Source organism: Pandoraea sp. NPDC090278 (assembly GCF_044772185.1).
GTDB lineage: Bacteria > Pseudomonadota > Gammaproteobacteria > Burkholderiales > Burkholderiaceae > Pandoraea.
Map to the genome: position 1 here is coordinate 1 of NZ_JBIVYJ010000006.1, position 22,380 is coordinate 22,380.

Here is a 22,380-nt window from a genome sequence, read left to right on the forward strand (position 1 = left end):
GCTGGGGCTTCGGAAGCAAGCATGCGCGATTCGGTCGAGGGGGAGTCCCGTTCCATGTGGTGGAGTCCACGCAGACTTTAGGCCAATCTCCTGCAGCCATGCATGGGAATACCCCCAATTCTTCTCGACGAAGCTCCGCAATATGCGTTGCACAAGACCTTTCAGCAAGTCGCTGCTCCGTCGGCACAAGAGGCGCGACAACGGAACCAGCGTCGAAGGCCGCTTCAATGATTTGCCGCTCCCCCGTTGCACATCAGATTTTTCCTCCAACTCGTCATCGCTACATCAACAATCGCTCTCGCGCTAATGAATTCACCCAACAGCGCTGGATCGTTCATCGGTCGTTCTTTACCGATCAGCGACGCGCAGATGCAGAATCTTGAGCCGAATTCGGCTCATATTGATGTCCGACACGAAGTCTGGCCTTGCAAGGCTTATCCGAAGTTACGTAGGCCGTTGAGCCTTGTTGGTCGCTAAAGCCTCGATACGGAACACTGCCTGGACAAGTTTGAATTTCATACCAATCGCGGATGGCGGGTCCAAGGGCGGAGCGCAACAGGAAAACTGTCCCATAAGCACCTGTGCCAACCTTTTCCACCAGCGAAAGTGCATCGAGTTCCTCCCGATCCAGGTAAAGAGTTCCGGTGTGGCCCTTGCCATCGGTCACTCCTTCGGCAACCTGCCTGCTCAGAACTCGTACATCACCATCCGCGCGCAGAATTTTCGCCGTCCCCAGCATGATGCGATAGGGGGTATTCGCTTTAGGCTTGTCAGTCACGGTGTCCAGTAAGACAAACGTTGACGGTACGCCGAACTCTACAGAATCAGTCCCTCTCGATGAGCTTACCGGATCAGTCGTGGGCGCTTGCGGTACGACGCGCTCAACGGTTGTGCATGCCGCTAACGAGACAAAAAGTGCGACTACGCCGCCAGCTCTTAGTATTCTGAAGCTACCCATTTCCTCAACATCCTCCTAATACTCATCAATTTCCAATGTCGCCGCGCCAACACTAGCGGGCGTTCATGCAAGGTTCCAACATGGCGGAAGCCGCCACAAATATTTGTTTCATGTCAGCGCCCTCCGGATCAAGTTGGCCGGAATTCAACCGGTCACACTGCGCTCTAGTCAATGTGTGCTTTTTGTCCATGCAACGGTCGACGGACTGGATCCACTGATCTGCAACGGCAGGCTTCGAAGCGAGCTGCGGCACCATGTGCTCCATGGAGCGAACGGCGTCATTTCGCATTTCCGGATAAGTAGCAACGCAAGCGCTCATTGCCCCAATAGCAAACGCCGTCACCTGGCCTGCAATGGCACCTGCCATAGCCTCTGCCTGGGCACCGGAAATATCGGCAGTGGCGTTGCTAGAAAACAATGCCGAAATGGCGATAGAGGCGATCCAGCCGTAATATTTCGATGAGAGTCGCGATTCTTCCATTTAGGCCTATTTGGAAAGTTCGGTGGGGCGGATTGAATCATCGCAGGACAAGAATTCTTGCTCGGATGGGGTTCGCAAACCCTTGAGATCATCAAGACGCTTTGGTGCCGCAAAGTGATCTCCTTTCACGCTAGAAGGGATCTCCTCTGGGAGGTATACCTCTGGCTAATCGATCTCAAATAACGTTCTGATCCAAAAAGCAGCGACACTTGGGCGTGTTGCGCAGCAACGCCAAGCGCGATTCGGCCGACGGGGATTCCCGTTCTGTCAGATGGAGTCCACGCGGACTTTAGGCTAATCGCTCGCGATTTGATATGGGAAAACACTCAATACATACCGGGTAATGGCCGCAGAATGCGGTTGAGAAACACGCCGCGCGTTTCAGCGTGCTTGGCAAACATTTCATCGATCCAGACGCGAGTGGGCCGAAACGCAGGCGCCAGTTTTCTTCCCCCGAAGTGGATGATGGCGGCGGTCAGCGCATCCGTTGAAACCCTGACAGCTTTCCGGTTTGCATGTCGATTTTGATATGCTAATTTGCATATCAACGTTTCGAGCAATGCAAATTTGCATCGAATCCACGATACCGGGAAGGGTGCCAATGACGCAGACTTCGATGGAGCCGAGTGGGGTGACGGGCGATGTGCTGAGACTGCCGACAGGCAGCCCGAGGCGCGTGCCGGTCGCTAAATGGGCGGTGCGTGCAGGGATCGCATTGATCTACCTGTTCATGCTGAGCCCGCTGATCTTCGTCGTCTGGCTGAGCTTCTTCAAAGACGCGATCATCACGTTCCCGCCGAGCGGCTATACCGTGTCGTGGTACGTCAACGCGTGGCGCAACGCTGCATTCGCCAACGGTTTCCTGCTCTCCCTGCAACTCGCTGCGTGCGCGGCCATCGGCGGCGTCATCCTCGGCGTGGCCGCCTCGCTCGCGCTCGCCCGCTACCGCTTCCCCGGACGTCGCACGCTGGGCAACGTTCTGCTATTGCCGCTCGTCGTGCCGGGCATCGTCGCAGGCATTGCGACCTATCTGTTCTATCTGCGCGCTGAGAACGCACTCGACGTGGACATCGTCGGCACGTTCGGCGGTCTCGTGATCGCCCACATCTGTCTGACGATTCCGTGGACGATGCGCCTCGTGGGTGCAAGCCTCGCGCAGATCGACGGCACCATCGAAGAAGCCGCACGCAACCTCGGCGCGGGTCCGTGGCGCACGCTCTGGCGCGTGACGTTGCCGATGCTGCGTCCTGCCATCGTCGCGGCTGTGCTGTTCAGTTTCATCGTGTCGTTCGAGAACCTCGAACTCACGTTGCCACTCGTGGGCCCGGGCAAGACCACGCTTCCCATCGCGATCATGCAGTACCTCGAATTCAACCTCGATCCGACGATTGCCGCCGTGTCTGCGGCGCAGATCGTGCTGCTCGGCATCGTCATGCTGATCACCGATCGCTTCGTCAAACTCAGCCAGGTGATCTGACATGGCCAACGTTTCGCTTCGCTCGCTGCGCAAGCAGTACGGCAACGCCGCTGCCGTCGCCGACTTCTCACTCGACATCGCCGAAGGCGAACTCGTGGCCTTCCTCGGCCCCAGCGGCTGCGGCAAGACCACCACGTTGCGCATGGTCGCGGGCTTTGTGGAGCCGACCGCCGGAGAAATCTGGATCGGCGGCAAAGAAGTGTCACGACTGCCGCCGCACCGTCGAAACACCGGCATGGTGTTTCAGCGCTACGCCCTGTTCCCGCACATGACGGTCGCCGAGAACGTGGCGTTCGGGCTGGAGATGCGACGCGTATCGGCCGCAGACCGCGCGACACGTATTCGCGAAGCGCTCGACATGGTGCGTCTCACGTCGCTCGCCGACCGCTATCCGCGTCAGCTCTCGGGCGGTCAGCAGCAACGTGTGGCCATCGCCCGCGCGCTCGCGATCCGCCCCGACGTCTTCCTGCTCGACGAACCGCTCTCGAACCTCGACGCAAAGCTGCGCACCGAAGTGCGCGAAGAAATCCGCGCGCTGCAACGCCGTCTTGGCCTCACGACGATCTTCGTCACGCACGATCAGGAAGAAGCGCTCGCGATTGCCGACCGTCTGGCCGTGATGCACGACGGCTGCGTGCAGCAGATCGGCACAGCCGACGCGCTGTATGAACGCCCGGCAAACCCCTTTGTCGCCAACTTCCTCGGCAAGATGAATTTCCTCGCCGGGCAGATGGACGCGGGCCAGTTCGTCACCGCGAAAGGGGAGCGCCTTGCGCTGGCAGGCGCAACACCCGACGCGAAGACGCTCGGCATCCGCCCCGAACGCCTGCGCCTGACCGATGCACCGGCGCAACACGAAACCGCCCTGCCCGTCACCGTCGATCAGACGATCTATCTCGGCTCGACGCTGGAGCTTCGGCTGAAGAGCCCACAAGGCGAAATGCTCGTAGCGCATGTGCCGAACACGGCGCACGACGACGCCCGTCTTTACGTGCCGGGCAGCGCGCTCAAGGCGTGCTTCGCGAGCAGCGACTGCCTGTTTTTCAACGCCTGATGTTGCACGACTAAAGCCCTCATTCCACGCATATTCCACGCAGATTTCACGCACGCTTCGCCCCATGCCAAGGCCCTCGACGGCCGACGTTTAGAAGGATGACGACATGACGCACGCCCTGAACCGCCGCACGTTCCTGAAGACCGCTTCCGGTCTGGTGATTGCCCCCGCGCTCGGACTCGATGCCCTCTCGGCGTACGCCGCCGAGGCGTGTCCGAACGTGGTCGTCGGCACCTGGGGCGGCGACTATCTGAACCTGCTCGAACAGAACATCGGTAAGCCGATCATCGAAGCCGCAGGCGGCAAGGTGACGTACGACTCCGCCGATCAGGTCGGGCGCATGACGAAGCTGCGCGCCGAGAAGGCATCGCGTCGCGGCTCGCTCGACGTTGCGTGTCTCGCCGACCTCGACATGTACGACATCAACCGCTCGGGGATCCTCGAGACCGTCGACGCGAAGCTCGTGCCGAATCTGGCCAACACGCTCGAAGCGCTGCGTCGTCCGTACTCGATCCCGCACATCTTCAGCGCGATGGTGATCGTCTACAACCCGGAAAAGCTCGGCACGAAGCCCGATTCGTTCACCGCCGCGCTCGATCCGAAGCTCAAGGGCAAGGTCGGCTTCTCCGACATTCTTTACAACTTCAACGTGGTGAGCAGTTCGCTCGCGGCCGGTCACAAGGACGGCGATATGGCCGGTGGCGTGCAGTTCCTGCGCGAGCTGCGCAAGACCCAACAGCCGAAGGTTTATCCGTCGAACGAAGCCGTGGCCTCGGCGCTCAAGAGCGGTGACATCTGGTTCACGTGCATGTGGAAGGCGCGCGCGCTTCAGTGGAAGAAGGCGGGCGTTCCTATCGACTACGTGGTGCCGAAGGAAGGTGCGGTGCCGGTGACGTTCGAAGCCGCCGTGCCGAAGAACTCCCAGTCCAAGCCGTGCGGCTTCAACTATCTGAACGCGATGCTCGACCCGCGCGCCCAGATCGGTTTCGCCGAGACGATGGGCTACGCGCCGACCGTGAAGAACGCGAACCTGCCGCCGTCGCTGCAACAAAGCGTGGGCTTCACGAACGCCGAACTCGACCGCATGGTGAAGCTCGACTATGCGCGCTTCACCGCCGACAAGCCCGCGCTGCTCGACTTCTGGAACAAGGAATTCAAGGTGGGGCTGTGAACGTCGCCAACTCACCAGACGCAACCATGACGTCGCCCCGCTCGTCCACCGAAGCCTCCCGGGCCGCCACCGCACGCGCGGTGCGCGGCGCGTTCACCGGCGGCTCGCTCGCGGCCCCCGCCACGCTCGTCGTGCTGCTGGTGATCGTGCTGCCTGGCCTGCAACTGGTGCGCTACAGCTTCAACCGGTTCGACCCCGTCGACATGATGCAGGCGGCCCTCACCGGCGCGAACTACATCAAGTTCTTCACCGATCCGTACTACCTGTCGGTGCTGTGGACGACGATCAAGGTCGCGTCGCTGTGCACAGTGCTCGCGCTCGTCTTCGGCTTCCCCGTCGCGTATGTGCTCGCGCGCACGCAAAGCCGTTTCAAGAGCCTGCTCGTCATGCTGCTGGTGTTCCCGTTGCTGGTGGGTAACGTCGTGCGCGCGGCGGGCTGGATGGTGATGCTCGGCAACGCTGGCTTCGTCAACTCGCTGCTCGTGTCGCTGGGCATCGTGCCGCAGCCGATTCGTCTGCTGTACACGCCGTTCGCGGTCGTGATCGGCACCACGGCGGTCGTGCTGCCCTACATGATTCTGACGTTGCAGAGCGTGCTCGAAGGCATGGACTTCTCCGTCGAAGAAGCCGCGCGCAATCTCGGCGCGACCTTCCGGCAGACGCTCACGCGCGTGATCCTCCCGATGGCCGCACCGGGTATCGCGGCGGGCACGATGCTCGTCTTCATTCTTTGCATGAACGCGTATGCCACCCCCGTGCTACTCGGCGGCACCGGCATCACGATGATGACGCCTTCGATCTACGATCAGATCGCCAAGGCGAACAACTGGCCGTTCGGTGCGGTGCTGTCCATCGTGTCGATGGTCGTGACGTTCGCACTCGCCATCGCCTCTCACTGGGTCATTCACCGCCGTTACGCGAAGACGATGATGACCTGACTTCGTTCATGCGCGCCGACGCCGCCTGCCCTGCCCTGCGCGCATGTCTCTGACACTTCGCCTCTCGTTTGCAGACAAGGATTTCCCCATGCCGACTCTCTCCGATGCCACACGTCAGTACCGTCGCACGCTGATGAACGATCTGATGGACCGTACGCGTGTCGATGCGCTCGTGTTCACCGCCGCCGACTTTTTCCAGTGGGCGACCAACTTTCACGTAGACGTACAGACGTGGGAGCGCCCCATCGCCATTTGCGTGCCGCGTAACGGCGAGCCGTTCGCCGTGATGAACGAACTGTCCACGCATCACCTGATGATGGCGCGTGAGCGTCATCACCTGTGGCTCGATCTGGAACGCGTGACACTTTATGCCGAGCATCCGCGCGTCACGCAACGTCAGCCGCTGCTTGCCGAAGTGCCCGCGCTCATCGCGGACACGCTGCGCGCCAACGGGCTCGCCACGTCGCGTATCGGGGTCGATGCCGCAGGCGGTCCGCTCGCGCGTGCGGGCGCCATGCTGCCCGACGCGAAGTTCGTGCCGATGCTCGCAGAGATGCGCGGCCTGCGTTGGGTCAAGCACGACGAAGAGATCGCCATCATGCGCGCGGCCGCTGAGTTGGCGGACTGGGTGCAGGACCGGTATCGCGAGAACATTCGCCCCGGACGTCTGGTGCAGGAACTCGACTACTCGATGGCCGCATTGATGGTCACTGAAGGTGCGAAACGCTTTCCCGGCGAGAACCTCGAAGTCATGCGCTGCTGGACGCTTTCCGGCCCGGCGTCGGCCTCGCCGCATGGCGATGGCGCGTCGTGCGGTGCGCGCATCAGCGAAGGCGACGGCATGGTAAATATCGTGATCCCGCGTCTGAACGGTCTCGTCATCGAAAACGAACGGACGTGGTTCTACGGCAAACCGTCGAGCGAACAGGCGCGCTTCTACGAAGTTGCGCGCGCGGCGAACGAAGCTGCAGTCGGGGCCGCGATCACCGGCAAGCCCGTGTCCGGCATCGACGCCGCTGCGCAGGCTGTCATCGAGAAAGCCGGTTGCGGCGAGTACATCCGCCATCGCACCGGTCACGGCATGGGCATCATCGGTCACGAGTATCCGGACGATATGGCGTTCAATCATCGCCCGCTGCTGGCGAACGAAGTGTATTCGGCCGAGCCGGGCATCTACGTCTACGGGCTGGGCGGCTTCCGTCTGGACGACTCGGTCGTCACCGGCGACACACCGATCATGCTCACCCAGACCCCGCGAACGCTCGCCCACGCGACCATCGATTGAGAACGGAAGGCGGACGCCAATGCACAGGCGTCCGCTTAGAAAAACATCCCGGAGGAGAAGTCATGGAGTCGATTCTGCTGTCGAACTGCGCGCTGCTGGACCCTGTCAAGGGCGAGCTTCGCGAAGATCACGCTGTGCTGATTGAAAACGGACGCATCAAGGAAGTCTCCGACAAACCGATTCGCGCGGCGTCCGCACGCGAGATCGACGCGCACGGCCGTACCGTCATGCCCGGTCTCATCGATCTGCACGTGCATGTGCACGCCACGCAGCTCAATCTCTCGGCGCAGGCGCATCTGCCGAACGTGCTCGTCACGCTCAAATCGGTGCCGATTCTGCAAGGCATGCTCAGACGCGGCTTCACCACGGTGCGCGATGCAGGCGGCGCAGGTCACGCCATCAAGCACGCCGTCGAGAGCGGGTTGGCCGAAGGCCCGCGTCTGTTCGTGTCGGGCCGCGCGATCAGCCAGACCGGCGGACACGGTGACGGACGCCCGCGCACCGACTACATCGGCACCGACGGCCCGTGCCCGTGCTGCGTGCGCGTCGGCGCGCTCTCCCGCGTGGCCGACGGCGTGGACGAAGTGCGCCGCGCTGTGCGCGAAGAGCTGCAAATGGGCGCGGACCAGATCAAGATCATGGCGTCGGGCGGCGTGGCGTCGCCGACCGATCCCGTTGGCGCATGGGGTTATTCGGAAGACGAAATCCGAGCCATCGTCGCCGAGGCGCGCGGGCGTGGCACCTACGTGCTCGCGCATGCGTACACGGCGGCAGCCATCGAACGTGCCGTGCGTTGCGGTGTGCGCACCATCGAGCACGGCAACCTTGTCGACGCCCCGACCGCACGCTTCATGGCGGAGCAAGGCGCGTATGCCGTGCCCACGCTGGTCACTTACGACGCGCTCGCCAACGAAGGCAAGTCGCTCGGCCTGCCCGACGACAGCGTCGCGAAGATTGCCGACGTGCACGCGGCCGGTCTGCGCTCGCTGGAGATCTTCCGCGAAGCCGGGGTGAAGATGGGTTACGGCTCGGACCTGCTCGGCGAGTCGCAGCGTCTGCAAAGCGACGAATTCCGTTTGCGTGCTGAAGTGCTGTCGCCTGCGGAGATTCTGCGCAGTGCGACGGTCGTTGGCGCGGAGGTGCTCGGACAGTCGGGGCAACTGGGTGAGATCGTGCCCGGCGCGCATGCCGATGTGCTGATCGTCGACGGTAATCCGCTCGCGTCGCTCGACTGCCTGCTCGGGCAGGGGGAGCGAATTCCGATGGTGATGAAGGGCGGTAAAATCCACGCTTTCGCGCTGTAAGGCAGCGGCTGCACCGGATGGGGAGGCGACGCGCCTCGGTAATTCGCGCGTCGCCGCTCACGCCTGGGTCTGCGGCCTGACGCGTCTGCCCACACGCCAACCTTCCGTGGAGAATCGATGGATTTCCGGCACATCGACGCCTTTCGGGCGCTGATGCTCACGCGCACGACCACCAAAGCGGCACAGGTGCTCGGCACGTCGCAGTCTGCGGTGAGCCGTCTCGTCGCCGATCTCGAACGCTCGACACGTCTTACGCTGTTCGACCGTGCGCGGGGCCGTCTTGAGCCGACGGCGGAAGCGTTCGCCCTGTTCGAGGAAGTCGAACGCCGTTATGCGGGTCTCGACAACATCCGCGAATTCGCGCTCAATCTGCGCAACCCCGACCGGGCCGTGATTCGTGTCGGGTCGGTCGTGTCGTTCGGGCTGGGATTCTCGGCACGCGTGATGGCCGGGTATCGCGCGTTGTATCCGAGCGTGCAACTGGCGTTGACGACCGGCGCGTCGGACCTGATTCGCGATCAGGTCGTCACGCATCAGTTGGCGCTGGGGCTGGTGACCGACACCATCGACGTGGCCGCGACGGACGCCGTTTCCTTTGCAAAACTCGACGCGATCTGCGCGCTACCGGCGGGTCATGCGCTCGCGCGCAAGAAGGTGATTCGTCTGGCCGATCTCAAGGGACAGCCGATTCTCTCGTACGAGCCCACGGACATGATTCGCTGGGGCATGGATCAGTTGTTCGCCGATGGTCATCTGCATGAGCAGGTCGTCGCCACGGCGCGCTATTCGATCAACATCGGCACGATGGTCAAGGAGAACGTCGGTATCGGATTGCTGCATCCGGTGTCGGCCTACGACTTCCTCGATTCTGATCTCGTACTGCGACGCTTCGAGCCGTCAATGCCCTTTCACACCCTGCGCATTACGCCGCGCGCCGCCGCCCCCAGCGCGCAACTCGACGATCTCGTGCGCGTGATGGAAACGACGCTGGACGATGTGATGGCGGCGGTGGAAGCGCGGATGAAGCGGTGACGACGCGCAACGCTCACAACATCCATTCGCAAATAATGGTCGACGAACATACGCAATTCCGGCTCATTCGTCACGTCCGCCACGACGGCCCAAGACAGCAAATCCCTCAATAAGAACCGACTCACTGACGTCTCCCAAGTTGCTTTGGCTGATTTCTGAAATCCTTCGGATGTCGATGTAATTTAGGATTCGATCACGATCAACTTGATGAATTTTATGGAGATGAGTATGAAAGAGATCGACTTCGACGCATTGGTAAAAACGGCTGCCGTCAACCTTTCGGATGATAAGGTCGCAATCGCATCCAGCGAGACCGAATGCCGACTCAACGGCCGCGCCTGGAACATGAATCAGCCCCTCAATATGATTGCCTACGAAGATCAGAAGTAAGTCTCGACGTCTGGTTGCGTGGACGAAAAATTCCATGCAACCCAACAATGCATCGAGGAAAGGGAAGATTCATGCTGTTGCAATCCGGCGTTCATACGCAAATCCAGAATGTTCTAACGCTTGTTGGTGCAGGAGACCTGACCGTCGCAAAATCGCTCACGACGCTGGAAGACGTTCGTACCGAGTATCGGAATCTTCTTTCTCGGCTTCAAGACCGAGAAATCAATTCCAACGCCGAGCAGATACGAATCTCTACGGGTTATGAAGAGGTCCGAGACCTGCTCCCATTGTTTTCCAACGACTCGTTGTTGGACGATATGGCGCAACACCAGGTCATCGAAGCGAAAAATGATCCCCAAGCAACGACGAAGCGCGAACTGATTGTTCGAGCGCTTCATGAACTGGAACTCTACTCTACGTCGCACAGTCGCCTATTTCATACGATCATTACGGATGTTCTTATCCTCCCCTCACGTGTGGCAAAGGCTGGCTCGACGTCCCAAGCCATCGGCGTCATCTGGGCAAACCCAAAGCCCGATTACACAGTTCACGACACCATTGAAATTCTGGTTCACGAGTTCACACATCACGCCTTGTTCATCGACGAACTATGTCACGGACACTACGATTATGCCTCGTTAATTGACAAATCCTCGTGGGCTCGCTCGGCAATTCTGAACACCATGCGACCGTTGGATAAGGTACTGCATAGCGCAGCTGTCTCGATGGAAATACTCGCCCTTCGCGAACAAACGCTCGGCCACCCAGTTCGCCCTCGAGTGCATCCACCGACTACCGTCCTACTCAACCAGTTGGACGACTGCGTCAGCTCGATACGTCAAGTGCTAAGCAATCCGGAATCGGAGGGATTGCTGAAGCCACGCGGTCACGAAATTCTCAATAACATTGAGCATCAACTACTCTCGTTGTTCAAAAGGCGAGCCGTGGGTGGGTTGGAGATAACTTCCGGCACGGCAGATATGCGTCAATGAAGTCAATCAACCCTGTCGGCAAAGGCATTACCGTCAAAGGGTCATTTCGGCAATGGAAGAGCATTTTCATTCACGCTCCTGCGGGGATAACGCTCTGTCTGATTCTGACTCATCAGTCGATCATCGCCTCGTCATCGTTCTTCCTGACACGTGTGATCGAAGCATTCCAGCATCAACGGCCGTACCAGCTTTTTTTGCTGTTGTACTTAGTGGCAATGCTGATCCCGTACGTTCCCGGCTGCGCGTCCTTTGTCGCCCTTCAGTCTTGGATCAATCGGGCACATCACGAGTTTGTGAAGCGATTCTCTTGTACGGCATATGGCTTGATCAGCGCCAATCGAGATGACAAGTTACGAGTCTTATCCGAATCCGTCGTTGCAAGAAGCTCATTCCTTGCCATCCGCGACTATTTGACATTCATACACGGCTTTCTCGGCTTCTTTCTCAACAGCACGCTAAGCATTCTGGTACTTGGCATTCTGCTTCCGGGGGATCTTCTTACCGGCTACCTCGTGACCCTCACGCTCTGCGCTGCGGTAATCGTGCTGCTTCGCACAACCATTGCACGTAAATCTGCGGAAACGGAGATGCAATTCGCTTCCTATGGCCAGAGTCTCACCCGAATCTGGGCCAACACCACGCTGGGAAACCGTTATCACTTCGAAAAGTGGTCTCATGAAACAAATGGTCGTGCGGAGTCGTACTACACCGCGTCATTTCGACTCCAGTGCCTCAAGCAGGTAGGCAATCTGGCGCTTGCACTGACATCCCTCGGCCCCACCATTTTTCTTGTCTGGAGAGTGGTCGTAGGCGGGCATGCCGACCCCGCACTCGTCGCCGCCATCATAGTTAATCTCACAAGGATCTTTCACATCTTGAATTCGCTGAGTGCCCTGGTGTATCAGGTCCTGGATTTATCCTCGATGAACGCTCGGCTTCAGGTGTTGTTTGCTACAGAGCAGGACCTTCTGAAGTCTCGTGAATATCCGACCGGCCCCGTCGGCGAAATGACCATGAATGGTGAGCAGGTAACGAGCTATTCAACAACAGCGCAAATGCTAATGTCCGAGAACATCGGACGGTTCACCCTCAGGGGGGAAAACGGCGCGGGAAAATCAACATTCCTGAACTACTTGAAGGGGACATTCGGGGACCGTGCGCTCCTTCTCCCGGCCCAGCAATCCGATCTGGTCTGGCAACGCATGAACGACGCCGGGTCTACTGGCCAATGCGCGCTGAGGCAATTGGAGGAAGCGTCATCCGTGCCCGACATTCAGGTCTTGCTCCTTGATGAATGGGACGCGAATTTAGATCAAGCCAATCGAATCGCGGTCGACAAAATGCTCGGCGCACTTAGTCAGGAAAAGCTGATCGTGGAAATCAGACATTAACGCGGAGACCCTCAATGATCGGCAATAAAGTCGTCGATGAAATCCTGAACATTGAAGCGATGCAGGACTGCATCGCGCGACGACACTTCTGGATAGGAACCATCCCCCCTTCTCGATTGAAGTGCGTATTTTCGTGGCAGCAATTGAATCAAGTCTTGACCTGCGCCCGCATCACAAATGATCGACTTAGGCTCTCTACAGAACACGACCATCAAACGCCAAATAAAAGTGTGTTTCGGCCTGTGAAGGATAGTTTCGGACGCTCCACAGACGCTTTTTCCATCAGCGCTTTTCACGCTCAGTTGGAACTGGGGGCTACGGGCGTTCTTGAGGCCGTCAATGAACTCCACCCCTATGTCCGGGAAATGACCGAGGCTGTTAGTCAGCGCTTGTATGCGCGCGTATCCGCAAATGCCTACTTTTCGTTTGGAAAGACATCTGGATTCGGCGTCCATAACGACGACCACGATGTCATCGTTCTACAGATCGAAGGGCGCAAACGCTGGCAATTTTGGGAGGGTAAGGGAGACAAATGCAAGGCGACAGTGCTCGACTGCGAATCGCCTCCATCGACTCTCGCCACAGAGGAAATTCTGTTGGGCGAAGGCGATGTTCTTTACATCCCTAAGGGCACGTGGCATGACGTCATAGCCGTTGGCGAGCCAAGCTTGCATATCACAGTCAGCGTCGTTCACCCTTGCGTAAAGGAGTACATCGAATGGTTGATGTCCAAGAACAGATTTCAGGCACCCTATCGAGACATTCGACTATCAACTCACGAATTCGAAGATGCGGCGTGTGCCACAAAAGCGTTGTTTAATGCAGCCGTATCACCTGAGTCCGTTGCTGAATTTGTTGGACTTCATCACACACGTTACTCGGGCTTCACGGTTCGACCAACATTACCTCAGTTGAACAATGCATCGGAAAACGACGAGTTCAAGATGGTGTCGTTTCACGTGATCGACATAGAACGTGACCGTTCTGAAGACCACCGCCAGGAACATTTCCGCATATTCGCCCTTGGTGCCGTCCACACCGTGTCTGCCACGGGCAGACGTGTCCTCGACACACTTATGCACTGCAAGGTCGCAAGCGGACAAGTTATTGTTGATACATTACGTCGAGACGATATTTCTTCTGAACAAACGTTGCAGGCATTAAAAAATCTTCTCGAGCAGGGATTGATATCCAAAACAGGGACTTCCTGCGTGTGAATGCGGATTAGACCGCATTCACACGCAGGTGTGGCATCCACCAAAAAACAAAAGCCCGCCGTTTCCGGCGGGCTTTTCGCATTCCTGACGACAGGTGTCTTACGACACGATCGTTTGCGCTTCGCCTTCCTTGCGCTCGCGGATCGTGCCCAGACGGTAGACCGTCTCGCCCGAGGCTTCGAGGTGCTTGACCGCAGCGTCCGCGTCGGCAGCCGACACGATCACCGCCATGCCGATACCGCAGTTGAACACGCGGTGCATTTCAGCGTCGGCCACCTTGCCGTGCTCTTGCAGCCACTGGAACAGCGGCGGGAGCGTCCAGGCGTCCTGTTTGATGTCGGCCGTCAGATGATCCTGCAACACGCGCGGGATGTTCTCGACAATGCCACCACCGGTGATGTGGGCCATGCCCTTGACCGTCAGCGTCTCCATCAGCGCCAGCAGCGGCTTGACGTAGATACGCGTCGGAGCCATCAGCACATCGCGCAGCGGCTGGCCGTGGAAGTCGGCGTCCAGATCCGGCTTGGCGACTTCGATGATCTTGCGAACCAGCGAGTAACCGTTCGAATGCGCACCCGACGAGGCCAGACCCAGCACCACGTCGCCCGGGACGATCGACTTGCCGTCGATAATCTTGCTCTTTTCGACCGCACCGACCGCGAAACCGGCCAGATCGTACTCACCGTCCGGGTACATGCTCGGCATTTCCGCCGTCTCACCGCCGATCAGCGCGCAACCGGACAGCTCGCAACCCTGAGCGATGCCCTTGACGACCGTCGCGGCCGTGGCCACATCCAGCTTGCCGCAGGCGAAGTAGTCGAGGAAGAACAGCGGCTCGGCGCCCTGCACCAGAATGTCGTTCACGCTCATGGCGACCAGATCCTGGCCAACCGTGTCGTGCTTGTTCAGCGTGAAGGCCAGCTTGAGCTTGGTGCCCACGCCGTCGGTCCCCGAAACGAGCACCGGCTCCTTGTAGCGCTTGGGCACTTCGAACAGTGCGCCGAAGCCGCCAATGCCGCCCAGCACGCCGTCGCGCAGGGTTTTTTTGGCAAACGGCTTGATCGCTTCGACCAATGCGTCGCCCGCTTCGATGTCGACGCCAGCGTCGCGATAGGAAAGGCCGGAAGTTTCGTTAGGGTGTGACATGACGGGAATGCATCAAGGTTCGGTAAAATGCGATTTTACCCGATGCGCGTGTCCTTTCGGAACGCAAACCGGATATCGGACGCCAGGAATGCCTGGCGTGCCCTGCACAACCGTACTCTACCGGCCTTTAGCCGGTTTTCTTCGTTCGTGATTCAGCAACTGTATCTCGACCTCGGCACCCCGCCGCCCGCGACGTTCGACAATTTTATTGTCGGGCCCAACCTCGAGGCGGCGCAGACGCTTGCCGACCTTCCCGCCGAACTGTCGTCGGGCACGGCGCGCGACCGCGGCATCTACCTCTGGGGAGCTGCCGGGTCCGGCCGCACCCATCTGATGGAGGCCCTGTGCCACGCCATGGGGCCGAGCGCGCGTTATTTGCGTCCCAACAGCCCGCTGGCCGCTTTCACGTTCGACGACGCCAGCACGGTCTACTGCGTGGACGACAGCGACAACCTCTCGCCCACGCAACAAATCGCCGCCTTCAATCTGTTCAACGAGACCCGCGCCCGTCCGCATTGCGCATTCGTGGCCGCTGGCTCACAGCCACCAGTCGACATGCCGCTGCGCGAAGACCTGCGCACCCGCCTCGGCTGGGGCCTCGTATTTCACATTGTGGGATTGGACGACGACGGCAAGAAACAGGCCCTGCAAAACGCCGCACGCGAGCGGGGTTTGCAACTGGCGGCGGACGTTCCGGCCTATCTGCTCACGCACTTCGAGCGCGATATGTCGAGCCTGATGGCCCTGCTCGACCGGCTCGACCGGTTTTCGATGGAGCAAAAGCGGGCAGTGACGCTGCCGTTGCTGCGCCAGATGCTCACCCATACCGACCCGGCCTCGCCGGACGGCAAACCCTGAGCGGTGACCGATCGGACACATCACCGGATACATCACATGAGGTACCTCTCGGTAACATTCGATACCCGTTCCGCGCAGGTGCCAGCCCCCTCAATCACCGAACGACATTAGACGGCCCTTCGCTTCAGGTAAAATTCGCGCAATGACCAATTTAGCTCTCTTCGATCTCGATCACACCCTGCTGCCGACCGACAGCGACAAGGAATGGGGCCGTTTCCTCGTGCGCCAGGGCGCGGTCGAGCGCGACTCATACGCGCAGGCCAACGAGGCCTTCTATCAGGACTACCGTGCAGGTCGACTCGACATGCCCGCCTATCTGCGTTTCTGCCTCGCCCCGCTCGCACGCTATCCGCGTGACCAGCTCGACGCCTGGCATGCGCAGTACATGGAAGAGTCGATCCTGCCGCACGTGCGTCCGGAAGCGCTCGAACTGCTCGACATGCACCGCAAGGCGGGCGATCTGTGCGCTATCGTGACGGCGACGAACACGTTCGTCACCCGCCCCATCGCCAAGGCCTTCGGCGTCGACCATCTGATCGGTACCGAACCGGCGACCGTCGGCGACGACCCGAACGCGCGCTACACCGGCGAGTACGTGGGCACGCCGAGCTTCCGCGAAGGCAAGATCACCCGCACCGAAGCGTGGCTCGCCAGCCTCGGCAAGACCTGGGGCGACTTCAACCACGCCTTTTTCTATAGCGATTCCGCCAACGACGTCCCCCTGATGGAGAAGGTGAACCATCCGGTGGCAACGAACCCCGATGAGGCGCTGCGCGAAATCGCACTGGCGCGTCGCTGGCCCATTCTCGAGTTGTTCCAGTGATCCGCAAATTCATCAAGAAGCTGCTCGGTAAAGACGGCCAGACCGAAAGCGGCACGAGTTCTCTGCCGCCCGGCACGCCGGTCGTCATTCCCGTTTCCGTGCACGGCATCGATCCGACGCTGCTGTCGAAGAACGCCGTGCGCGTAACCGACACGTTGCAGCAAGCCGGGTTCAAGGCCTTTGTCGTCGGCGGCGCGGTACGCGATCTGCTGCTCGGCATCGCGCCCAAAGACTTCGACGTCGCCACGAGCGCCACGCCCGAACAGGTCCAGCGCCTGTTCCGCCGCGCCCGCATCATCGGCCGTCGCTTCCAGATCGTTCACGTGCAATTCGGACAGGAGATCATCGAGACCTCTACGTTCCGGGCGTTGGTCGAGGCGGTCGATAGCGAGCAAATCGGTGCGCGTCGTCCGAAAAAGGGTGAACTCGACCGCAAGACGCACGTCACCGACGAATCGGGCCGAGTGCTGCGCGACAACGTGTGGGGCGAGCAGGACGAAGACGCCGCCCGGCGCGATTTCACCGTCAACGCCATGTACTACGACCCGGCGACGCAGACGGTGCACGACTATCACCGCGGCTTCGAAGACATTCAGAAACGCGTACTGCGCATGATCGGCGATCCGGCCACGCGTTACCGCGAAGACCCGGTGCGCATGCTGCGCGTGGTGCGCTTCGCGGCCAAGCTCGGTTTCAAGATCGACGCAGCCACCGCCGAGCCGATTCCGCATCTCGCGCCGCTGATCGACAACGTGCCTGCGGCGCGTCTGTTCGACGAAATGCTCAAGCTGTTGCTCTCGGGTCACGCATGGGCGTGTGTGCAGCAACTGCGCTCGCAGGGTCTGCATCACGGTCTGCTGCCGTTGCTCGACGTGGTACTGGAGCAGCCGCTCGGCGAGAAATTCGTCACGCTCGCACTCGCCAATACCGACGCACGCATTCGCGCAGGCAAGCCGGTGTCGCCGGGCTTCCTGTTCGCGGCGCTGCTGTGGCATCTGGTACTTGAGAAGTGGCAGGCCTATCAGAGCGCTGGCGAGTATCCGATTCCGGCGCTGCATCTCGCCATGGACGACGTGCTCGACGCGCAAACCGGCAAGCTGGCCATCCAGCGCCGTTTCGTCGCCGACATGAAGGAGATCTGGGGCTTGCAGGTGCGTCTGGATAAGCGCGTCGGCCGTACGCCGTTGCGTCTGCTCGAACATCCGCGCCTGCGTGCCGGTTACGACTTCCTGTTGCTGCGTTGCGAGTCGGGCGAAGTCCCGGCCGAAGCGGGTCAATGGTGGACGGACTTCCTCGAAGGCGACTCGGTCAAGCGCGACGAACTGCTGTCGCAAGGCAGCGGATCTTCGGGATCGACGCCTGCCGCGAAGCGTCGCCGTCGTCGTCGCAAGCCCTCGGGCGGACGTGGCGGTGAAGGTGGCGAAGGCGGTGGTAACGAGGGCGGCGGCGGTAGTGAGAACGCTACCAGCGAGAATCATGGCAAGCGGGTATCATCGCGACAGCATGGTTCCGAAGGTGCTTAATGACTGTTGCCTATATCGGGCTCGGCGCGAATCTCGGCGACGCCCGCCAAGCGATTAAGGACGCCATCGTCTGCCTGGCGCAGCAGATCGGCGTCACGATCATCGGCAAATCCGACCTGTATCGCACCGCCCCCATCGAGTCGAGCGGCGACGACTATCTCAACTGCGCTGTCGCTGTCGAGACGAGTCTGAGTGCCCGCCAGCTACTCGCCCTGTGCCTGAAGATCGAGTTGCATTTCGGACGTGAGCGGCCGTACAAAAATGCGCCGCGCACGCTCGATCTCGATCTGCTGGTCTACGGCGACGAACGCATTGCCGAACCCGATCTGATCGTGCCGCATCCGCGTCTCGCGTTGCGTGCCTTTGTGCTGCATCCGCTCGCGGATATCGCTCCCGAACTCGACATTCCCGGCGTGGGACGCGTCAGCGCCCTGTTGCCCGACGTCGCCGATCAACGCATCGAACGTGTTGCACAGGGCTGCTGCCCGACCAAGCGGGTGTGCACATCATGAGATCGCCGGTGCTCGGGCGATTTCGCTATCTCGCCGTCGAAGGTCCGATCGGCGTTGGCAAGACGTCGCTCGCGCAGCGTCTGGCCGACGCAGCCGGTGCGGATCTGATGCTCGAACAACCGGCGCACAATCCCTTCCTCGAACGTTTCTATCGCGACAGCGCGCGTTATGCGTTGCCCGCGCAATTGTCGTTCTGTTTGCAGCGTGTGGACGAGGCGACGGAGATTGCGCGTCGCGAGATCGACGGCAAGCCGATCTTTACCGACTTCCTGCCAGAGAAGGACGGCCTGTTTGCGCGTCTCACGCTGTCTGCCGACGAGCTGGATCTGTACCGCAAGCTCGTTGCACACATCGAGCGTCCGCACCGTGCGCCGGATCTCGTGATTCATCTGCAAGCCAGTCCCGAAACGCTGTTCTCTCGCATCCAGAAGCGGGCGATTCCGATGGAACAGCAGATTCCGGACACCTATCTGCGCGCGCTGTGCGACATCTACGGCGAATTCTTCTATCATTACGCCGCTGCGCCGGTGTTGACAGTCGACACAGAACAATTCGACCCGGCGCACGACGACAGCGACTTCGCCCTGCTGGTCGAACGCATCGATCAGATGCGCGGGCGCAAGGAAGTCTTCGTCAAGGGCGCTCGCCTCTGACCGCTGACCTCTGACGCGCCGCCTGCCGCTGCGCCTTTGGCGCACCCGTCGCATCTGTGCTGCCCGCGAACCCTCCTGAACCGAGGCTGACATGAGTTATCTGCAAGAATCCAACCGCAAGGCCGTGACCGTTCCCGGACTTGCCCAGATGCGCGCACGTGGCGAGAAGATCGCCATGCTCACCGCTTATGACGCAAGCTTCGCCGCGTTGCTGGACCGCGTGGGCGTCGACGCCATTCTCATCGGCGACTCGCTGGGCAACGTGATTCAGGGTCAGCGCACGACGCTGCCCGTCACGCTGCGCGACATCTGCTATCACACGGAATGTGTGGCGCGCAGCGTCGAGAAGGCGCTCGTGCTGGCCGATCTGCCCTTCGGCACGTTCGGTACGAAGGAACAGGCATATCAAAGCGCCGTCGCCGTCATGCAAGCGGGTGCGCAGATGGTGAAGATCGAAGGCGGTGCGTGGCTTGCGGAGACGGTGCGTTTTCTGGTCGAGCGCAGCATTCCGGTGTGCGCCCACCTGGGCCTGACGCCGCAATCGGTGCATGCGTTCGGCGGCTTCAAGGTGCAAGGTCGTGAAGACGCGGCGCAGGTGCAACTGCTCGAAGACGCACGCGCGTTGCAAGCGGCCGGTGCTCAACTGGTGGTGCTCGAAGCGATTCCCGCAGCGCTGGCCACGCGCGTGACGCCGGAACTGCCGACGATGCCGACCATCGGTATCGGCGCGGGTGTCGACTGCGACGGTCAGGTGCTGGTGCTTCAGGACATGCTCGGCGTATTCCCCGGCAAGTCGCCGAAGTTCTCGAAGAACTTCATGGACGGTCAGCCGAGCATCGCGGCGGCCATCGAAGCTTACGTGCAGGCGGTGAAGCACGGCACGTTCCCGACGTTGGAACATAGCTTCTGAGATCGGATGCAGGCAACGTCCACGAGGACGAACGAAAAGCGGCTCAGCGATGAGCCGCTTTTTTTATGCCGCAACCGGCAACGTCAGCACGACGGCAAAGCCCTCGCCATCCACGCGTTCGAAGCTCATGTGCCCACTGTGGGCATGCACGACCTCCGCGACCATTGCCAGCCCCAGACTTGCGCCCTCGCGCCCGTCGGCGCGCGACGAGAAGGGGGTTCGCACCCGCTGCCACTCCTGCTCGGGGATGCCCGGCCCGTCGTCGAAGAATCGCAAGCGCCACTGATCGCCGACACGTGTCACGTCCACATGCAGACGATGCGGTGCGCCATAAGCCACCGCGTTGACCAGCACGTTCTTGATCGCTTCACGCAGACTCAATTCGTCGCCGACGATCATGCACGGCTCGTCTGGCGCATGCAACGCGACGTCGATATCGCGCGTCGCGTACGACAACGTCTCGCGCATCGCCATCTGCAATAGCTCGTTCAGATCGACGGGGGTCGGCGCGACGCTCTCCGCCCGATGCTGCACCATCGCGTGATTGATCAACTGATGGATCAGACCGCCCAGTCCGCGCGCCTGCTTCTGAATGCGAGCGATGTGTGTCTGACGCGCAGCCTCGTCCTGCGTCTGCGTCAGCATTTCCGCTTGCGCCGTGAGCGCAGTCACCGGTGTTCGTAGTTGATGTGCAGCGTCGCCGATCACGCGGCGCATCAACGCACGCGACGTCGCCAGCCGCTGCATGAAGTCGTTGATCGCGCCAACGAGTGCCAGCGTTTCCGCAGGCACAGTCACAGCAAGGGGCGCGAGGTCGTTCGGATCGCGCGCGCGTATTGCGCCTTCGATTTGCTTGAGCGGTGCGAGCGCCTGACGTAGCGTCCACAACGCAGCGAGCATCGTCAGCACACCGGTCGCAATCGTGATGAGCAAGGTGTTGTCGGCCAGCCCGCGCGTGAAGCGTTCGCGCGCATTCTGCGTGTGTGCCAGCGCGACCACCGCCCACGGATGAGGTGACGTCACCGGCATGCGCCGTCCCACGATAGCGATGCGGATCGGCATCTCCTGATACGTGCCGTCGACCACGATGGGGCCGTCGGCCAGCTTGTCCCACGGAATCGGGGGACGGAATTCGGAATCACCCGCCACCGAGCGGCCGTTCGGATCGAGCACGGTGTAGAAGATCTGATCGCCGGGAGCGAGCGCAGAAAAGGCCGCAAGCGGTACATCCACGTTCACTTCACCGTTCTGGTACCAGGTGTTCTCCGCCACCTGCAAGGCACTGCCGAGCAACCAGCGGTCGTAGGCCCGGTCGACGGCCGAGCGCGTCGAAAACCAGATGCCCAGCAACACCGCAACGACCGCGAACGCCAGCACCGCGCCCATGCGGATCACCAGACGCAGGTAAAGAGAACGGCCGGGGACGATCATGACAGCACGAGTTGGTAGCCCAGCCCGCGCAGCGTGCGAATCTGGAATTGCGCGCTGGCCAGCTTCTTGCGCAGACGGGCGACGTACTGCTCGATGGCGTTCGCGTTCGGCGCGGGCTCATCGCCGTACAGACGGTCCATCAATTCGTCTTTGCCGAAGATGCGCCCCGGGCGTCCGGCGAGGATTTCCAGCAGCGTGACTTCACGGCGCGTGAGTTCGATGGGCTGGCCGTCCACTTCGACGCCGCGACTCTTGCGATCGAGCGTGAGATTGGCACAGGTCAGACGATTGGTCGCATCCTGCCCGGTGCGGCGCATCAACGCGCGCACACGCGCTTCCAGCTCGCGAAAATCGAAGGGCTTGGTGAGGTAATCGTCCGCGCCGAGATCGAGCGCACGCACGCGCTCTTCGATCTCGGCACACGCGGTGAGCATCAGCACGCGCGTCGACAGGCCACGCTCGCGCACGCGCTTGAGCAACTCGAATCCGTCAACGTGCGGCAACATGACGTCGAGGATCAGCAGGTCGTAATCGTCGCCGATGCGCCCGGCGGCAACCGCCCCGTCCGTCTCGCAATCGAGCGCGTGGCCAAGCCTGCGCAATTGCGTGGCGATCGCTTCGGCGACATCGGCGGTGTCTTCCACCAGCATGATGCGCATGGTCTTCTCGTCTCCTAATCTTTCTGAGGCTTTCGTCTTCTGAGTGCGATTGTCTCGGAAATCCCTGCGGGCCACCTCAGTGTTTCCCCTGAATTCGGGCCGTGGCGCGGCGCGATGTCAGGTTCGCTACAGCTTCGCTACTTAGTATCGAGCCGACTACAAAAAAGCACTATCG

Annotated in this window: 22 protein-coding genes; 17 read left to right on the forward strand and 5 right to left on the reverse strand. The window is 60.7% G+C overall.

Translation table 11 applies throughout. The annotated features are described in order from the left end of the window. Window positions 1-355: 355 nt before the first annotated feature. Together ACIQWO_RS20565 and ACIQWO_RS20570 are read right to left on the reverse strand one after the other, a co-directional pair. On the reverse strand, window positions 356-778 hold the full coding sequence (locus tag ACIQWO_RS20565) for a hypothetical protein (RefSeq protein ID WP_402828283.1): 423 nt from the start codon (window positions 776-778) through the stop codon (window positions 356-358). Between the two features lie 232 nt (window positions 779-1,010). Further along, complete coding sequence (locus tag ACIQWO_RS20570) at window positions 1,011-1,439, reverse strand: hypothetical protein (RefSeq protein WP_402828286.1); 429 nt, start codon at window positions 1,437-1,439, stop codon at window positions 1,011-1,013. Window positions 1,440-2,055: 616 nt separating this feature from the next. Here ACIQWO_RS20570 and ACIQWO_RS20575 point away from each other — a divergent pair. The 11 genes from ACIQWO_RS20575 (at window position 2,056) to ACIQWO_RS20625 (ending at window position 13,690) form a co-directional block, all read left to right on the forward strand. Continuing rightward, window positions 2,056-2,916, forward strand: coding sequence for an ABC transporter permease (locus ACIQWO_RS20575; protein WP_402829171.1), 861 nt, complete (start codon window positions 2,056-2,058; stop codon window positions 2,914-2,916). Between the two features lies 1 nt (window position 2,917). Then, entirely contained in the window at window positions 2,918-3,970 is a 1,053-nt protein-coding gene (locus ACIQWO_RS20580) for an ABC transporter ATP-binding protein (RefSeq protein ID WP_402828289.1), read from the forward strand. A gap of 106 nt (window positions 3,971-4,076) precedes the next feature. After that, window positions 4,077-5,141: an extracellular solute-binding protein gene (locus tag ACIQWO_RS20585; RefSeq protein ID WP_402828292.1), complete on the forward strand. Its 1,065-nt coding sequence runs from the start codon at window positions 4,077-4,079 to the stop codon at window positions 5,139-5,141. A 26-nt stretch (window positions 5,142-5,167) separates the two neighbouring features. Further along, window positions 5,168-6,079 (forward strand): ABC transporter permease, encoded by a 912-nt coding sequence (locus ACIQWO_RS20590; protein WP_402828295.1) that lies wholly within the window; start codon window positions 5,168-5,170, stop codon window positions 6,077-6,079. A gap of 88 nt (window positions 6,080-6,167) precedes the next feature. Beyond that, on the forward strand, window positions 6,168-7,364 hold the full coding sequence (locus tag ACIQWO_RS20595; RefSeq protein ID WP_402828298.1) for a M24 family metallopeptidase: 1,197 nt from the start codon (window positions 6,168-6,170) through the stop codon (window positions 7,362-7,364). Between the two features lie 62 nt (window positions 7,365-7,426). Further along, window positions 7,427-8,668 carry an amidohydrolase family protein gene (locus ACIQWO_RS20600; RefSeq protein WP_402828301.1) on the forward strand — a complete coding sequence of 414 codons (1,242 nt, stop codon included), beginning with the start codon at window positions 7,427-7,429 and terminating at the stop codon, window positions 8,666-8,668. Window positions 8,669-8,785: 117 nt separating this feature from the next. After that, complete coding sequence (locus ACIQWO_RS20605) at window positions 8,786-9,700, forward strand: LysR substrate-binding domain-containing protein (protein WP_150576210.1); 915 nt, start codon at window positions 8,786-8,788, stop codon at window positions 9,698-9,700. A gap of 228 nt (window positions 9,701-9,928) precedes the next feature. Beyond that, complete coding sequence (locus tag ACIQWO_RS20610) at window positions 9,929-10,090, forward strand: hypothetical protein (RefSeq protein WP_402828305.1); 162 nt, start codon at window positions 9,929-9,931, stop codon at window positions 10,088-10,090. Window positions 10,091-10,161: 71 nt separating this feature from the next. Beyond that, entirely contained in the window at window positions 10,162-11,082 is a 921-nt protein-coding gene (locus tag ACIQWO_RS20615; protein ID WP_402828308.1) for an aKG-HExxH-type peptide beta-hydroxylase, read from the forward strand. After that, entirely contained in the window at window positions 11,079-12,473 is a 1,395-nt protein-coding gene (locus ACIQWO_RS20620; protein ID WP_402828311.1) for a hypothetical protein, read from the forward strand. Before ACIQWO_RS20615 ends, ACIQWO_RS20620 begins: the two co-directional genes overlap by 4 nt. A gap of 14 nt (window positions 12,474-12,487) precedes the next feature. Continuing rightward, window positions 12,488-13,690, forward strand: a complete 1,203-nt coding sequence (locus ACIQWO_RS20625; RefSeq protein ID WP_402828314.1) for a JmjC domain-containing protein — start codon at window positions 12,488-12,490, stop codon at window positions 13,688-13,690. Window positions 13,691-13,789: 99 nt separating this feature from the next. Here the strand turns inward: ACIQWO_RS20625 and purM are convergent, their stop codons facing one another. Continuing rightward, window positions 13,790-14,836 (reverse strand): phosphoribosylformylglycinamidine cyclo-ligase, encoded by a 1,047-nt coding sequence (gene purM, locus ACIQWO_RS20630; RefSeq protein WP_150576208.1) that lies wholly within the window; start codon window positions 14,834-14,836, stop codon window positions 13,790-13,792. A gap of 147 nt (window positions 14,837-14,983) precedes the next feature. Between purM and hda the strand changes: the two genes are divergently transcribed. The 6 genes from hda (at window position 14,984) to panB (ending at window position 20,115) form a co-directional block, all read left to right on the forward strand. Then, window positions 14,984-15,694, forward strand: coding sequence for a DnaA regulatory inactivator Hda (gene hda, locus ACIQWO_RS20635; RefSeq protein ID WP_402829173.1), 711 nt, complete (start codon window positions 14,984-14,986; stop codon window positions 15,692-15,694). Between the two features lie 142 nt (window positions 15,695-15,836). Beyond that, the gene (locus ACIQWO_RS20640; RefSeq protein WP_150664409.1) at window positions 15,837-16,517 is read left to right on the forward strand and encodes an HAD family phosphatase; all 681 of its coding nucleotides are present in this window, start codon (window positions 15,837-15,839) and stop codon (window positions 16,515-16,517) included. After that, window positions 16,514-18,040 carry a polynucleotide adenylyltransferase PcnB gene (pcnB, locus tag ACIQWO_RS20645; RefSeq protein ID WP_402828319.1) on the forward strand — a complete coding sequence of 509 codons (1,527 nt, stop codon included), beginning with the start codon at window positions 16,514-16,516 and terminating at the stop codon, window positions 18,038-18,040. Before ACIQWO_RS20640 ends, pcnB begins: the two co-directional genes overlap by 4 nt. Next, entirely contained in the window at window positions 18,040-18,552 is a 513-nt protein-coding gene (gene folK, locus ACIQWO_RS20650) for a 2-amino-4-hydroxy-6-hydroxymethyldihydropteridine diphosphokinase (protein WP_402828322.1), read from the forward strand. The genes pcnB and folK overlap by 1 nt, the downstream gene beginning before the upstream one ends. After that, window positions 18,549-19,205, forward strand: coding sequence for a deoxynucleoside kinase (locus ACIQWO_RS20655; RefSeq protein WP_402828325.1), 657 nt, complete (start codon window positions 18,549-18,551; stop codon window positions 19,203-19,205). Before folK ends, ACIQWO_RS20655 begins: the two co-directional genes overlap by 4 nt. A gap of 91 nt (window positions 19,206-19,296) precedes the next feature. Continuing rightward, the gene (gene panB / locus ACIQWO_RS20660) at window positions 19,297-20,115 is read left to right on the forward strand and encodes a 3-methyl-2-oxobutanoate hydroxymethyltransferase (protein WP_402828328.1); all 819 of its coding nucleotides are present in this window, start codon (window positions 19,297-19,299) and stop codon (window positions 20,113-20,115) included. Window positions 20,116-20,178: 63 nt separating this feature from the next. Here panB and ACIQWO_RS20665 read toward each other — a convergent pair whose 3' ends face one another. Beyond that, window positions 20,179-21,546 (reverse strand): sensor histidine kinase, encoded by a 1,368-nt coding sequence (locus ACIQWO_RS20665; protein WP_402828331.1) that lies wholly within the window; start codon window positions 21,544-21,546, stop codon window positions 20,179-20,181. Further along, window positions 21,543-22,205, reverse strand: coding sequence for a response regulator transcription factor (locus tag ACIQWO_RS20670; RefSeq protein WP_150576202.1), 663 nt, complete (start codon window positions 22,203-22,205; stop codon window positions 21,543-21,545). The genes ACIQWO_RS20665 and ACIQWO_RS20670 overlap by 4 nt, the downstream gene beginning before the upstream one ends. Between the last annotated feature and the right edge of the window lie 175 nt (window positions 22,206-22,380).